The organism is Roseofilum sp., assembly GCF_982964205.1.
The window spans coordinates 1-15,023 of the sequence record NZ_CEZBFX010000022.1; the positions used below are offsets into that span (position 1 = coordinate 1).

Sequence of the window (15,023 nt, forward strand, 5' to 3'; positions counted from 1 at the left end):
ACCTAAATTGTGAGGTTTAGGAATCCCCGTGTCTTTAGACCGGGGAGGATGTCAACCCTCAAGAACAATGGGAATCAGCCCTGTTTCAATTTCACGAAGATAGGGTGTTAATCCTGTCTGCTCACCCCTTTCTCGCAGCACCTCTAGATCGGTTGCTTCCCAACATTGCTGTTCCCGTGAATAGTCATTCCCCGTGAGCTTTTCCAGAACAGACTTAGCATTTCTGAGTTCTTGGGGTTCAGGTGAACGCAATTTATGCGCTTCCAGACAAGGATCGAAACTCAGCTTTTGCGCCATATCCTCTAACACTTGTCTTTCTTGTTCATCGCCTGGTATAAATCCATTCAGCACCCAAGCTTCCCGATTGCGATCGGGTGTGCCAATAATAATCTCTAATTTGGGTTTCTTGCTAATCTCCTCTGAACGCACATCCTCAAGATGTTGTCTTCTCTCCGGTTGATGATCTAAATCGCGAATAAATAGAACGGCTTGAATATCTCGTTGTCGTTGCAGGAAACGCACTAAGTTCAAAACCTTCCTAGCTGCTGCACCATCGGTTTTCAACGTTCTTCCTTTCCCTCCTAGAAATCTGGGTGGCTTATAACCTAAATCTTGTTTAAAAAAATCGATAATAACTTTGAGATTTTTCCAGCAAGAAAACTCCGTATTCTCTTTTAATCCCCTCCATTGAAAATAGTAGGGAAGCTGATCTCTATCCAACCATTCAATCGTTTCTAAGATAACTCGCTCTGCTAATTTCGTCCCTATCTCTGCATCGGCTCTCGCTTCAACAATGACAATAAATTCAACCATGCATTTCTCCAGCCACTACCCAGTCTTCTCCTTCAGCATCCCAAAACTCTCCAGTGGTTAAAGTCTGCTGTGCCCATTCTACATTTGGATGTTCATCCAACCGTTTACAAGAAGAAAAACCAGAATTAATCTGACTTAACACATGCACTTGAGAAGGCTTTAATTCATCGACAATGTAAGGAGAGTGAGTCGAGAAAATGATTTGCAAGTTAGGATTCTCTTTAAGAATTGTCTGCAATACTTTCACAAAGTCTCGTTGTGCCTTCGGATGCAAACCCTGATCGATATCATCCAGTAACACTAAGTTGGCTTGTTTCGGATACATGAGAACGGTGAGTAACCCCAAAGCCAACAAAGTTCCTTCACTAATGGCATGAGCGGGAATACGCTCCCCCGTATTCATATCTAAAACAACTTCTTTGCCTGCTCTATCTTGACTTTCATTATAGGAAATTGATTTGCCGTCAATGTTTATGACTCGCTGACGATTGACTATGACATTTTTACGTCTTAGTCCAACCTTTTGTACTCCTGGAACGACTTGTTTTAAGAGTTTTTGCAACCGTTCAAATTGATCCGGTGTTTCATCACGTAGATAATCTAAAATTAGAGCAAAATTGGAGCCATCAAATGCCATTTTTGGAGTAATATCATCACTATAGGCAGGTTTAGCTAAATTAGCAGCAACTAGCTTCAAATAAACCGGATAGTTGAAAACTTGTGGTATCGGAGAATCGGCTTCACTTAATGAGCTTGACCATTTCTCAATTTTGCCCTCTTGCCCTTCATCTATCTTCCATAACGCCATCGGTAACCAACGATTTTCAGGATTTTCCACCTTTTTCCATTGATAGGAAACTGTCCAGTCTTGTCGTCGATCTTGATCTCCCCAAAAACCACTAGCTGTAACTGACATTTGAGTTGCGCCAATAGTCGTTATAAACTGAGGAGATTGTTCATATTCAAAAATTTGTGCAAAGGAGGAAGTTCCCAGCCGAACAAGATACTGTAAGGCTTGTAAGATCGAAGTTTTACCTGAACTATTTTGACCTACCAGTGCATGAAGTCGAGAATGATCGAACTTCAATTCGGTGGAGCGATGGCTTTTAAAATTACAGAGCTTAACCGTTTCTAGCATTTAATGATGATGATTCTCCTTTGTCTTTAGTTAAATTTCTGATTTTACTCAAAATTCTACCAAATCTATCGATTTAACGCCATGTTCTTTATTATCTTAACTTTTGTGACTTGATGATTGACTTGATGATTGACTTGAAGATGAGGTAGATTAATGCTTAGAGCGCCACTACGAATATTTGCGTTAAATCCATTAAATTACAAGAATTGATTGATTCAATCGAACAATTTTCCATTGAAGATCAAGATTATTTATTTGACTTAATCCGCAAGCGGAGAATTGAACAGCGACACTTAGAAATTGCGGCTCATGCTGAAACGCTGAAGCAAGAATTTCAGCAAGGAACCGCTAAACGAGGAACGGTGGACGATCTGATTGCTGATTTACTTGAGGATGATGATGGAGATCGTCTGGAGCAGTAGCTTTAAGAGAGTGTTTAAGAAATTGGCCAAGAAACAACCTCAATTACAAGCAAAGGCGATTGAGGTATTAAAAATTATCGCTACCGATCCCTTTACTCCTTCCTTAAAATCTCATAAGTTAACGGTCAGCTTAAACGGATTATCGTCATGTTCCGTGGCTTATGATTGCCGGATTATTTTTGCTATTTCTGATGAAGAAGATGGAGATGAAGAAGTTATTTTCCTGATTGATATTGGCAGTCATGACGAAGTTTATTAGTTAAGTAAAACTGACTCTGATTTGAGGAAATTTGATTAACCGATGAGCATAGACATTCACCTCAATAGTTCCGAAGCCACCCGGACGAGGAACTGCGGCATCAGAATTTCCGTACATTTAGACGATTGCATCCACAGTCATATCTTGTAGCGGCTTTCCGGCTGGAAAGCTCTTACACCATGTCTGTCTCTTATTTGGCATCACTATAAACCCTGTATCCCTTGCTCTGTAATGTTTTGAGAGCTTCTTACTGGGCAATAGGAACAACCTGTACCCAATGTTTTTTCAGGAATGCAGCTACTTTACAGCAATAGCGACACTTAATCTGCCACTCTCAAAAAAATATTGACGAATAATCTGGAATATTATAGACTGAAGATCAAATCCACTTAGGAAGATGAAAGTATGGAAGAACATATGAGTAGAGAGGATATATATTCTCTGATCTATGACCAATTGTCCAATGAGGAAAAGCTTCGGCTAGAGGTGGTTCAGTCTTTGTCTGAGCCTTGCGATGATCGCAAGACATACAAGCAAAAGCTGGAGGAAGCTGCTCAGAAGCTCAGTAAATCCAAGCGAACTGTGCAGCGATTGATGAAGGACTGGAAAGAAAATGGAGTTTCAGCCCTCTTTCCCACCACTAGAGCTGATAAAACTAAGCATCGAATTTCTCAAGAGTGGCAAGCATTTATTCAGGATACTTACATGGAGGAACTGATCAAAGGAAGATGGATAAGTATAAAAGAGATTGCCTTAAAAGTACAAGAAAGGGCTACAAAGCTAGGAGAAGTCGATCCTCCTAGCGAACGAACCATTCGACGAGTACTTAAAAATAAGTACGATGTACCAGAACATATTTACAGTGAGGAAGGGAAAAGAGAGATGTACAGGGTTAGTATTCCAATTAAAGGATATGTAAGAATGCATTTCCTTACAGATTCTGCTGAAGAAAGTATAGCTCAAGCGCTTAAGACCTGGGATTACCCCAATATCCACAATTGTCAGATAGATGGATCTATTTCATCAATAAAAATAGATCCCAGCATTGATGATTTAGATACTCCAAGAGAACCTATAGTAAGAAAATTAGTACCTAAACAAAGCTTGGTAAGACAAATGGAAAAATGCCATCAAGTTAGAGAAGAGAACGTGGAAGATTATCTCAAATACGAAGAGGACTTAGTTTGGCTTCAAGATATTAATGAGTTTCCCTGGGTACGTTGCTGGGAGGCTGAACCAATGCCATGGCGAGCAGGATTATCTCGTGACATCTCCTGTGTTAAAAGAGACGATATGATTATTGTAGGTTATTCAGAGGTAAAGGTTGGCGCTCCTTTTTTGGACTGGGAAGGGGAAGAATATTACTACAGGCGAGTCTTTCTTATTAATAAAGATGACTACAAAAATTATTCTCCTGGTCGTTATCCTACAGAGGCTAAACTCACTAAAAGCTTAAAGCCAGGATTCCGAGGAATTCATCCGAAGAATAGATAACGGTACATATCCCTCGTCTGTCACTCTACCCAAATATTACCGTCCTAATTTTTGTCTGATCCGAGCGATAAATGCTTCGGTTTCCGGTAATTTTAGGGGGAGGCAGAGGAGGGCGAAAATGCCTAAACCGATGGAGCCGGAAATGGAGAGTTGCAGGAGATGGAAGAGGAAACTGGGGGTTGTCCAGAGTTGTTCTAAGGTGTCGTTGATGAACCACGCGATCGCAGAGGCGATCGCACTCACCACCGTCAAACTCAGTATCGGAATCATCCATCCTTGCCAGCGTAAACCCTGAATTTTCCGATCTAGCAAAATAATCATCGTCACCATGGAAAAAAGGTTAACGCCAACTGTGGCTAAGACTAAACCGGGTGCGCCAAAGGACTGAATTAATACATAATCTAAAACCCCATTCAACACGATACTGATCGTGCTAATCCGAAATGGAGTTTGACCATCTCCGAGGGCATAAAAGACACGCACCAACACATCTCGACCTAAGTAAACAAACATGCCGATGCCATAGGCAACCAGTAAACTAGAGACAAACTGAGAAGCTTGCGGGTTAAAGGCTCCGCGCTCGTAAACCACCCGCACGATCGCATCACTGAGGGCAATCATTAACCCCCCCAACGGTAACATCGTCAGCGCTGTAAGTATCATCCCTTGGCGGATGCGCTGTTTCAGTTCCGGCCAATTTTCCGGTTCCGTAAGCCGGGAAAATACGGGTAGCAAGGGAACCAAGAGCATATTCGAGAGAATACCCAGAGGCGTTTGCACCAATAATCCCGCATATCCCAACGCTGAGGCGGTTTGCGGGATGAAGGAGGCAAAAAACAGGTCAGTGTAAACGTTAATTTGCATCATGCCAGAAGACAGGGTTGCCGGGCCGAGAACCCGCAACACTTGACCGACTCCCGGTTGGCGAAACTCAAACCTGAGCCGCAGGGTTCCCAACCCCGATCGCCATTGCACTACCAGTTGCGCGAACCATTGGATCGCCGCACCTCCGAGAGTTCCCCAAGCCAGGAATTGACCGCCGATGCGAGCATATTCAGGATTGATGATATCAGAGCCTAATTGCAGGAATAGAGCGCCTAAACTGGCTAAAATGGTCAAACTGGAAAACAGGGGACTAATGGAGGGGAGAAAATACCGATCGCCCGCATTCAATGTGCCAAACCCAATGCCAATCCAACCGGCAAGGAGAGCCAGGGGAGCCATGATTCGCAGTTGTTCCACGGCGATCGCATGAATCTCCAGTCCTTCAGGCGTTTGCAACAGTCCCGGAGCCACCAAATGGATCAGGGGATCGGCTGCCACCATCAGAAATAGGGTCACGGGCAGTAAAATTAGGCTAATTAATGTAGTAATCGTTTCCACCAACGGCGCAGCCTCTTCCGGTTTGCGCTTGGCTAAAGCACTGACAATGGCACTATGAAACGGGCCATTAATCCCCCCTAGGAGGATGAGCAGAAAACCGGGAATCACATAGGCATAAGTATAAGCATCTACTGCCGGTCCCACGCCAAAAGCCGCCGCGATCGCCTGTTGGCGGACTAAACCGGCGACTTTACTGACTAAGGTGGCGATCGCCACTAACCCCGCAATTCCCGCTAAAGAGCGAGATGATTTAGAAGAATTGGACACAATCTAATAATTAACAATTAACAATTGAGGTAATGGGTAATAGGGAATAGGGAATAGGGAATAGGGAACAGGCGATCTCCCCATCTCCCATTCCCCTATCCCCCATCTCCCCATCTCCCCATTCCCCCATCTCCCCTATTCCCCTTCACCTTGCTGACTAAACCGTGCCAACAACTGCTCGCGGGAATTTTGCATACTCACCGAAACCGCCTCTTCTGGAGATAATTCCAGCAAGCGATCTACAATTGCAGTTAACTCCTCATCTAAAGAACCAAACCGATTCCTGAGCAACGTTTCCATCATTAAACGTTGAGTTTGCCGCAACTGCTCCAGTCCCTGTTGAATTCCTTGCTCAATTCCTTGCTCAATTCCGAGTTGAATCGTGTCTTCGCGCCATTTTATGTAAGCTGGTGATAATTCCATAATTAACTCCCGATCTTCTGGATTTAAGTCTATTCTAGTTTCTACATTAATCTGCCAAATCCCAATCAGTTCCAAAATATTGCGCTGGTGAGGATGATCTGGGGGCAATTCAACCACCTCTTGAATGGCTCTTTTCTGAGTTCCCCCTTTTCCCAACAGTCTCAACCATAGCGTTTCTGGGGTTTCTGGCAGTTGGTTGATGGCAATTATCCCCGTTTTGGTTAGCTCAGGTAGTAAATAGACTCCAGAACACCACTGTTCTAAGTTAGAGCGAGCGCCGCAGAATTCGATGACTCGTTCAGAAAGGGTTGGCGTTAGTATCCAGAGTTTCGGTAATTCACTGTCCTGAAGAGTTTGCTTTTGGCGTTTGGCTTGTCGTTGCAGTTCTCCATGCACATAGAACAATTTGAGAATACAGTTCCGAATTTCTGGGTTAGTTGGACAATTGCGATAAGGTTCTAATAAACAAGTTGTAGAAGCGAGTTGAGAGAGTAAACCCAATGCTGGAGGGTTATTTGGTGGTTCAGATGCTGGCTCAAAAATCAGGTCAATCCAGAGAGTTTCCCCCGGAATTTCCCGACTAATATTGACTTCTCCCAGGGGTTCTAGGAGTTCTTTGAGGTATTGTTTAGCAAATTGATCGTGGGGTTGGCGCGTCATATCCAGTCCGATTCAAAGATTGTAATTGCCAACCTTCGTAGGTTGGGCAGGAGGAGTGGGTTATTGATTCACCTGCAATAACTCATTACCCAATGGTAATATCAAATCCGAATAATCAGTTACACTATGTCATTGCGAATGGAGCGAAGCGGAATGAAGCAATCTCGCCAATCTGGTCAATCTCGGAAGTCTCGGCAATTGCTTACCTTCGGTCGCAATGACAACTGTTTAACCCGACTTGATATAATAAGTTAAAGCAATATTCATTTTGTCAAGCCCTAAATATAGGGTAAAGAAAAGTTGGAAACGGTTTTTTCCTATTCCCTATTCCCTATTACCTCGTCCCTTAATTAGAATTCATGCGATTCCAGAGCGCCATAAATCGATCGTCAGTTTGAGTCTTTTTATCAATTTTGGTTCGAGTTAAATTAATGTTATTTCCACAAACCCCTAACTTAGCCCCCCGCAAGTCCGCATCCATCAGATTTGGAGAACCTAAACTTCCAGAATTCATCTGCATTTTGCGTAAATCTGCCCCCGTCAGATCGGCAGTGCTAAACCGACTCATATACAATCGAGCCGATGTGAAATTCGCATTTCGCATCATGCTATTGTGAAAGTTAACATTCTGGATTAATGCCTTAGAAAAATTGGCATTGGTAAAGTTTGCTTCCGAAATTTTGGTGATATTTTGCAATGAAGCATCCTGGAAATTAGTACGGGTAACATTGGCGCGATCGAGATTGGTTCGGCTTAAAAATGCTCCGGTTAAATCCGCATCCGTCAAGTCTGACTGACTGAGATTAGTATCACTTAAATTTGCTTGAATCAATTTTGCCCTCCGCAAGTCAAAACCGGATAAATTGATATTGTTTAATTGCAGTCTGCTCAAATCTTGTCCGGCTAAATCGGTTTTTGGATTCAAACCCGCTAATTTCAACTGTTCTAATAAATCGGGCGATCGCGCTTCTCGGACAGTTTGGATGATTTGTTCAATGGAAGCAGAGGTGCGATCGCCAAAATTGGCATCTCGCGTTTTCGCAGAACTCAAATTTGCCCCTTCCAACTGCGCCCCCAATAACTGCGCCTGGGTTAAATTCGCCTGGGTTAAATTGGTATTTCGTAAATCCGCACCATTCAAGTTCGCTTGCGTCAAATTTGCTTGTACGAAATGCGCCCGATTCAAGTTTGCATTCTCTAAATTAGCACCTTCCAAATTGGCATGATGTAACATCGCCCCCGCCAAATTAGTCGATTGTAAATTAACACTGTGCCAATCCACCCCCACCAAATATGCACCTGCCAAATCTTGTCCTTGTAAGTCAACCCGACGGTTTTGATTGACAATTTCCCAAATCACCTGCCATTTTTCGTCCCACTGAGTCGAATCATCAATCTGGCACTCTTTAAAATTGGCTCCCTGTAAATTAGCCTCTCGTAAATCAACGCCGCTGAGATTGACACCTTGCAAAATCATTCGATATAAATTTAATCCCTGGAAGTTGGCATTCTGCAAATTGGCATCACGCAATTCCACCTCAACAAACTGCGCCACTTTTGACAAATCTGCACCCTGTAAATTCGCCTCTTGAAGCTGCACATTTTCTAAGTTTGCACCTGTCCAATTGATATTGTGTAGATTGGCATTACTCAAATAACAACCCAATAAATTTGCCCCTTCCAAATCGGCATTTTCTAAATCTGCGTATTCTAAATTCGTTCCATCATCACTCCAATCAAAAGTGACGTGACAGAGTGTCGCATCCCGCAGACAGGCTCGATGTAAATAGGCACCGTGAAACGTAGCATGACTGAGGTTTGCACCAGCTAAATTGGCTTCAGAAAAGCTGGCATCGTCAAATTCCGCATGACTCAGATTTGCACCGATAAAACTGGCACGGTTAAAGTTAGCATAGTTGCCTTGAAGCTGTTTTAAATTTGCGCCGTTTAGATTGACATTCTCTAGATTGGCTTCTTCTAAATTTGCCCCTTCCAGGTTCGTATTCTCTAAGTTTGCATTTTCCAGATTTGCGGCTGTCAGGTTGGCATAACTGAAATTGCACTCTCGCAAATCCATCCCAGCAAAATTGGCATTTTCCAAATTAGCATTTTGGTAATTCTTTCGATCCGAAGATGGGTTGGCAAGCTCCCACAGTTCTCGGACGCGATCGCTCACATTTAACGCTCCAGAAATCGCTGTTCCAATCAAATTTGCTTCTTCCAGGTTCGCGCCTTCTAAGTTGACATTGTCTAAATTCGCATGACTTAAATCGGCTTGTTCTAAATTCGCATTAGTGAAATTGACACCCGTTAAATTTGCACCGCTTAACTGACATCTTTCCAAGTATGCTTCGCTCAGATCGGCATCTGTCAATTCTGCTGCAAAATCTTCTTGATTGAGAAGTTGCCAAACCAACCACCATTTTGGATCGAGTTGGGTATTTTGATTGATTTCTGTTCTGGTTAAATTGGCTTGATTGAGATTGGAATCTCGTAGATCGGCATCATTCAGATTTCCTCCCGCTAAGTTGGCATCTGTGAGGTTTGCGTGGCTGAGATTTGCACCGGATAAATTCAACAAATTGAGATGTTGGAGATTAGCATGGCTGAGGTTTGCTTGCCGAAATGACAGAATCCGATCGCCCCTCATTTCCTCTAAATTGGCGTGGCTCAAATCTGCGCGATCGAAGTTGGTTTTAGATAGAGCCGTCCCTTTTAAGTTTGCCCCAACCAAGCTCGCTCCGGCAAAATTACAGTTGCTCAAATTGGCATTTTCTAAGTTAACTCCATCCCAGTTAACTCCTTGGAAATCCCGATCGCTCAAATCCATTCCTTGCAGATCTTGTCCTGAATACCCTTCGTTTTGCAATTCCCACAGAATCCGTCCTGTGCGATCGAATTGGGTTTGGTTATCGATCTCCACATTTTCGAGATTCGTTCCGCACAGATTCGCACCCCGAAGATCTACACCGCACAGACTTGAATGACCAAAATCCGAATGTGCTAAATCGGCATTTTGGAAATTAACACGGTTACAAATTGCCTCTCGAAAATTCCCTTTTGGGAGTTTGGCGCGATCGCAATTCGCACCCGACAGGTTGGCTTGGCTAAAGTTCGCATCTGGCAAATTGACGGCTTGGAAATTAGCATCTTGTAAGCTGATTTGATTCAAATTCACTTGAGTACAGGAGATGAGCGAAAAATTGGCGCGATCGCACGTCGTCCCCTCTAAAATTGCTCCCGAAATGACTGCCATTTCCAAATTAGCATCCTGTAAATTAGCCCCTGTGAGATTACTGCGATTCAGGTTAGCTTTGCTTAAATTAGCCCCCGATAAATCGGCGTGGCTCAAATTTGCCTCTCGAAAATTGGCTTGGCTGAGATTCTGATTTTGTAAATTTTGGCAACTGAGATTACCTTTACAAAGAGAGACTTTAATCCATGTTGCTCCCTGCAAGTTCAGGTTATGTAAATCTGCCTCGAACATCTTGGCATCGGTTAAGTTTGCCCCTGAAAAATTAATCGAATCAAATTTTGTCCCGGTGAAGTCTACTGATTCTAGATCGGCTTGACTAAAATCAATCCGAGTTAAAGTTGAGCTGTTAAAACTGCCATTTTTAAGATTAGCACCCTTGAAGTTAATATCGGTTAATTCGAGGGCAATCAATTTTAATCCCGGCAAATCTTGTCCCTGGATTTCCAAGTTTTGAGTGTCTTGATTCGCTAACTGCCAAAACAATTTCCCTTGCGGATTGAGTTGGGTATTTTCATCAATAATACTCAGTCGCAGATCGGCTCCCGTCAGGTTCGCGCCGAGAAAATTAGCGCCGCGCAAATCAGCACGGTTCAGGCTGACATTTTCGAGGTTTGCATCGCTGAAATTGCAATTTCTGAGATCGGTTTTTCCGAGTACGGCATGGCTGAAATTGTAGCCTCGAAAGTCGCGATCGCGAAGATCTCCCTTTTGGAACCACAATCCCTGCAAATTTCCGTCCGCATGGATGGGGTTAAAGAGTTTCCACAGCGCTAAATATCGCGCATCTAAACGGGTGCGATTGTCGATCGCAACCCCTTCCAAACAAGAATTGTCCAAACGAGTACGGCTCAAATTTGCACCCCGAAAGTCTGCTCCTTTCAAATTAGAACTTTCCAAGAATGCTTCGGACAGATCGGCATCTCGAAAGTTGGCCCCCGAAAAGTCACAGCGATCGCAATTGATCCGGTTTAATTTGGCTTGGTTAAAGTTAGACGATTTAAAATTTGCTTGTCTGCTAAAAACTTGAGTCAAATTGGCCGCCTGAAAGTTAGCTCCACTCAAATTTGAATCACTGAGGCGACATTGGGATAAATTTGCACTCGAAAAATTAATGCTTTGTAAATCGGATTCGTCTAAATTCGCGAAGGACAAATCAGTGTTGGAACAGTCCCGATTTTCATTCCTCAAATTCACCAATTCCCAAACCAATTTCCACTTTGGATCGAGGCGGGTATTTTCATTAATTTGACTGTCTTGGAGGTGTGTCCACTTGAGATCGGAACCGGTCAAATCGACATCTTCTAGGTTTGCTCCTCGCAAAACGGCAGAAGCCAAAGAAACACCTTGTAAATTCTTTCCTTTTAGGTTGCGATCGCTCAAAATCGCACTCGATAAATTTGCCCCCGGTTGCAGTTGGTCTTCGGTGACAGGTGGGCGACTGCTGCTAAACCTGCGATTCCGCTTCGGTTGAGTGTTCTGATTCTGTGGTTCCTGACTACTCCGGCGACGGCGGCGACGGCGTGGATTTTCAGTATTTTTCCGTTCCGACATGGCAGCTTTCTTCCCTTGGAATCTCCTCTTTTTATTTTAATCGATTTAGATTAGCAGCCAGTTGGGTGAGTAAGCCCAAGGAAGGTGGGGGAATGGGTGGATAGGGCAAGAGAAAAGGAAGCTGTTTCCTCAACTCACCTTGCCCTGAATAGAGTCCATAGGGACGGGAGTTATTTAACGTCCAAGAGTTCCACATCAAAAACTAAGGTCGCATTGGGGGGGATGACACCACCTGCCCCTCTTTCGCCATAGCCTAAATTTGGGGGAATGGTGAGTGTTCTGCGTCCGCCGACTTTCATGGACATTACGCCCTCATCCCAGCCTTTGATCACTTGGCCAACGCCAATGGTAAAGGTAAAGGGGCGATTACGATCGCGGGAACTATCGAATTTTTTCCCATTTTCTTCTAAGGTTCCCGTATAGTGAACCGTCACTTTATTGCCTTTTTCTGGGCTTTTTCCTTCTCCCACCACCAGATCAACATACTTGAGACCCGATGGGGTCATCGTTGCTTCTGCTGGGGCTAAATTTTCACTGCTATTTTCGGCACTAGCCATCAGTTGAGTTGCTCCTTGATTGGTCACTTGAGTGATTTCCGCAGGGGAAGCCTCTGATACCTTAGCAGCATTAGCCTCACTGGGCGAACCAAATAATTGTGCGGCGACCAAAATCACGGCACAGGTCACCATCACCCCAAAGGTAATCCAAATTTCTTTCACGTAACTTTTCCTCAATGCGATCGTCGATTCAATAGCGTCATTAACGCCACAGTTTATTTTCCAAGTCTCGCACTTGTCGCTCCAATCGGTCTAGCCTTCCACGCAACTCATCCATCTCGGACTGACGAGGAACTCCCCAATCCATCAATAAATTCCGCAGTTGGCGTTGCAAGTGTTCATCGAAGCTGCCTTGCTCGGTTTTGAGCTGATCTACCAAGTCATCCATCATGTCTTTGGCCTGATCTGGGTCGATCGTGCCGTTTTTCACCCATTCTTCACTGGCTTCTTTGAGCTTTTCAGCGACAATGGAGGTTGTTCCGACTCCAAGCATGAGCAATTGATTAATCAAATTATTGTTATCCATAGGGTTGGGTTGTTGGATTGAATGGTTTGACACGGGGGTCAGTTCCTAGATGTTGTCTGGATCTGACCCATGGGATTTAATTCTGTATTGATCTTAACCTTGAACTTCCCTCCATCGGTTATACTGCTCATTCCACTTGTCTTCAATCGTAGTAAACCTTTAAGGATTTCATATCAATTCTTGTTTGGCATGACCATCAGATATTCTCGTGAAGCCGATCTAACGAAAATAGTTGAAATTTATAATGCTTCTGTTCCTTGTCGTTTGGCTACGGCAGATCTGCGACCGATTTCCGTTGAAAGTCGTCTGCCTTGGTATCAAGACCATTCTCCTCACTCTCGACCCCTTTGGGTTAAGGAAATCAATGACCAGATCGTGGGGTGGCTGAGTTTGAATGATTTCTTAAATGGTCGTCCTGCCTATCAAGCTACAGCAGAAGTGAGTATTTATATCGATCCGGGGTTTCACCGTAAAGGGATTGGCCGGGAGTTGTTGACTCAGGCGATCGCCTCTGGACCGGGTTTGGGAGTAACGAGCTTAGTGGCCTTAATTTTCTCCCACAATGAACCCAGTATATCCCTATTCGAGAAACAGGGATTTAACTGTTGGGGTCATTTGCCCGAAATCGCCAATATGGACGGACTGAAGCGGGATTTGTTGATTTGGGGCCGGCATTTGTTGGAGGAAGGATACTAACCATTCTTTGACATGGTAGGTTGCTCGGCAGTCGTCTTCGTTATAGCAAATAATCCGGTCTAAGAAGCGGCGATCGCCACTTTTGAGCCATTGGTCATACCAATAGACGGTTTGCGCTCCGCTCGCATTCTCATCTCGCCATTCAAATGCCATCCATCGGGCAATGGTTTTGAGAGCATAACTTTCAATGGGTAGGGTGACAAAGCGGGTTACCCGTTCGTGGATATCCACAAACCGACGGATCAGGGGTTTTAATTCCGATGCGGGTGTACCAAAGCGTTGCCCTAAGGTGTTGACGGCTTTGATTTCATATTCGCAAAAATGGAAAATGGGCATCGGGTGATAGCGATTGACCAACTCCAGAAACGCTTGCCACATTTGTTCTTGGTCATCTGGCGATCGCGCTAAAAAGGGATAAAATCGGGAGCGTTGCGCCGTGCGATCGATAACCAACACCCCCAACAGATATTCTAGATTTAAGTCGGGTTCTGTTTCAATATCAAAATAGAGTTCAACGGGAGTAATGGGAAAATCTTCTGGAGTCCAGGGATGGAGAGCGATCGCCCGTTGTTCTAAACTCGATTGAGCTTGGCGAATAATTTGTACACTTACCTGCTGTCCAAATTCTGGTGCTAAATCGGGCAACTGTTCAGGGGTTAAGGATTCTAGAGACGTTAACCCCAATTCCTGGAGGCGTTCATAGCGTTTAGGCGTAATTCCCGGAATCAAAGAGAGATGGTTTTGTTGTTGAGCCACTTGATGACAACCAGTTAACCATTGACAGAGGCTGCATTTTTGCCGACTGATAAACACTTCCGGTTCATCCGACTCTAGGAGCATCGTCAGCATTTCGGTCAACAGACTTTGGAAGTCTGGCCAAAGACGCACTAAATCTACTGTATAGGGCGATCGCTCCCTTAACACCAATTCTCCTTTATCTGGCCATTCTCCTTGGATCTGACTTAAAATCCAAGCATGGAATACCGAGACCATTTGATATTCTCGCTTGGGACGTTTGCCCCATTTTATATCCACCGGAGTATATTTCCAGGGGCCAAATTTCGACTCTCCAGGGGTTTTTACCCATAAGGTCGGATGACTCAGACAAGAGAATTTTGCCCAATGCTGAGGCAGAAAGTGGGGCAGATCCAGAAACTCTAAATCCATTTCCCCAAGCCAAAGAACCCCATGATAGATAGTCTCTACCCCTTCTTGCATGAGGGCTAGAGTCGCTAAAGCACCTTCTTGCCAATTGCCGTGGGTATACTTTGGTTTATCATAGGAATGATGGGCAAGGATCGTTTTTTGGTAGGCGGAACTATCCTGTCTTAATTTCAACAGATAGTCACTCGGAGGGTCTCGTTGGCGATCGTCTCCGTACATATCCAGAAACGCTCGACGATGACAGCGTTGGTAATCTAGTAATAATTGGGCAGTCAGCAGCATGATGATTAGACTAACAAAAACCTGTCATATTGTGGGAAGGGGTGAAGATACGACTCAGTTGGATCGAGTTCTCCCATGGTAGAGTTCCTTTCTATTGTCCCTCGATCTTGAAAGATTGCCCTAGGTTAACCC

At 44.2% G+C, this 15,023-nt stretch carries 12 protein-coding genes; 4 read left to right on the plus strand and 8 right to left on the minus strand.

Annotated elements, in window-relative coordinates; genetic code table 11:
• Positions 1–51: 51 nt before the first annotated feature.
• Together AC3A14_RS08115 and AC3A14_RS08120 are read right to left on the minus strand one after the other, a co-directional pair.
• A complete protein-coding gene (locus AC3A14_RS08115) occupies positions 52–813 on the minus strand; it encodes a hypothetical protein (RefSeq protein WP_318732435.1) in 762 nt (253 codons plus the stop codon).
• The gene (locus tag AC3A14_RS08120; RefSeq protein ID WP_318701901.1) at positions 806–1,951 is read right to left on the minus strand and encodes an AAA family ATPase; all 1,146 of its coding nucleotides are present in this window, start codon (positions 1,949–1,951) and stop codon (positions 806–808) included. The genes AC3A14_RS08115 and AC3A14_RS08120 overlap by 8 nt, the downstream gene beginning before the upstream one ends.
• Positions 1,952–2,157: 206 nt before the next feature.
• Between AC3A14_RS08120 and AC3A14_RS08125 the strand changes: the two genes are divergently transcribed.
• From AC3A14_RS08125 to AC3A14_RS08135, 3 genes are all read left to right on the plus strand, one after another.
• On the plus strand, positions 2,158–2,373 hold the full coding sequence (locus tag AC3A14_RS08125; protein ID WP_318732434.1) for a hypothetical protein: 216 nt from the start codon (positions 2,158–2,160) through the stop codon (positions 2,371–2,373).
• Positions 2,351–2,632, plus strand: coding sequence for a type II toxin-antitoxin system RelE/ParE family toxin (locus AC3A14_RS08130; protein ID WP_413038619.1), 282 nt, complete (start codon positions 2,351–2,353; stop codon positions 2,630–2,632). Before AC3A14_RS08125 ends, AC3A14_RS08130 begins: the two co-directional genes overlap by 23 nt.
• Positions 2,633–3,037: 405 nt before the next feature.
• A complete protein-coding gene (locus AC3A14_RS08135; RefSeq protein ID WP_318701898.1) occupies positions 3,038–4,126 on the plus strand; it encodes a COG3415 family protein in 1,089 nt (362 codons plus the stop codon).
• A gap of 36 nt (positions 4,127–4,162) precedes the next feature.
• Here AC3A14_RS08135 and murJ read toward each other — a convergent pair whose 3' ends face one another.
• From murJ to AC3A14_RS08160, 5 genes are all read right to left on the minus strand, one after another.
• The gene (gene murJ / locus AC3A14_RS08140) at positions 4,163–5,776 is read right to left on the minus strand and encodes a murein biosynthesis integral membrane protein MurJ (RefSeq protein WP_318732433.1); all 1,614 of its coding nucleotides are present in this window, start codon (positions 5,774–5,776) and stop codon (positions 4,163–4,165) included.
• A 135-nt stretch (positions 5,777–5,911) separates the two neighbouring features.
• Complete coding sequence (locus AC3A14_RS08145; RefSeq protein WP_318732432.1) at positions 5,912–6,859, minus strand: RpnC/YadD family protein; 948 nt, start codon at positions 6,857–6,859, stop codon at positions 5,912–5,914.
• A gap of 346 nt (positions 6,860–7,205) precedes the next feature.
• A complete protein-coding gene (locus tag AC3A14_RS08150) occupies positions 7,206–11,666 on the minus strand; it encodes a pentapeptide repeat-containing protein (RefSeq protein WP_318732431.1) in 4,461 nt (1,486 codons plus the stop codon).
• Positions 11,667–11,836: 170 nt separating this feature from the next.
• Positions 11,837–12,385, minus strand: coding sequence for an FKBP-type peptidyl-prolyl cis-trans isomerase (locus AC3A14_RS08155; RefSeq protein WP_318732430.1), 549 nt, complete (start codon positions 12,383–12,385; stop codon positions 11,837–11,839).
• Between the two features lie 40 nt (positions 12,386–12,425).
• Positions 12,426–12,749, minus strand: a complete 324-nt coding sequence (locus AC3A14_RS08160) for a phasin family protein (RefSeq protein WP_318701893.1) — start codon at positions 12,747–12,749, stop codon at positions 12,426–12,428.
• A 189-nt stretch (positions 12,750–12,938) separates the two neighbouring features.
• On the opposite strand from AC3A14_RS08160, the gene AC3A14_RS08165 reads away from it, so the two are divergent.
• Positions 12,939–13,445: a GNAT family N-acetyltransferase gene (locus tag AC3A14_RS08165; RefSeq protein ID WP_318701892.1), complete on the plus strand. Its 507-nt coding sequence runs from the start codon at positions 12,939–12,941 to the stop codon at positions 13,443–13,445.
• Here AC3A14_RS08165 and AC3A14_RS08170 read toward each other — a convergent pair.
• Positions 13,329–14,891, minus strand: coding sequence for a TM0106 family RecB-like putative nuclease (locus AC3A14_RS08170; RefSeq protein WP_318732428.1), 1,563 nt, complete (start codon positions 14,889–14,891; stop codon positions 13,329–13,331). The genes AC3A14_RS08165 and AC3A14_RS08170 overlap by 117 nt on opposite strands.
• Positions 14,892–15,023 lie beyond the last annotated feature (132 nt).

Excerpts from the sequence above, each read along its gene's own strand:
- AC3A14_RS08115 (WP_318732435.1), bottom strand. The coding sequence starts at position 813 with ATGGTTGAATTTATTGTCATTGTTGAAGCGAGAGCCGATGCAGAGATA.
- AC3A14_RS08120 (WP_318701901.1), bottom strand. The coding sequence starts at position 1,951 with ATGCTAGAAACGGTTAAGCTCTGTAATTTTAAAAGCCATCGCTCCACC.
- AC3A14_RS08130 (WP_413038619.1), top strand. The coding sequence starts at position 2,351 with ATGGAGATCGTCTGGAGCAGTAGCTTTAAGAGAGTGTTTAAGAAATTG.
- AC3A14_RS08135 (WP_318701898.1), top strand. The coding sequence starts at position 3,038 with ATGGAAGAACATATGAGTAGAGAGGATATATATTCTCTGATCTATGAC.
- AC3A14_RS08145 (WP_318732432.1), bottom strand. The coding sequence starts at position 6,859 with ATGACGCGCCAACCCCACGATCAATTTGCTAAACAATACCTCAAAGAA.
- AC3A14_RS08150 (WP_318732431.1), bottom strand. The coding sequence starts at position 11,666 with ATGTCGGAACGGAAAAATACTGAAAATCCACGCCGTCGCCGCCGTCGC.
- AC3A14_RS08160 (WP_318701893.1), bottom strand. The coding sequence starts at position 12,749 with ATGGATAACAATAATTTGATTAATCAATTGCTCATGCTTGGAGTCGGA.
- AC3A14_RS08165 (WP_318701892.1), top strand. The coding sequence starts at position 12,939 with ATGACCATCAGATATTCTCGTGAAGCCGATCTAACGAAAATAGTTGAA.
- AC3A14_RS08170 (WP_318732428.1), bottom strand. The coding sequence starts at position 14,891 with ATGCTGCTGACTGCCCAATTATTACTAGATTACCAACGCTGTCATCGT.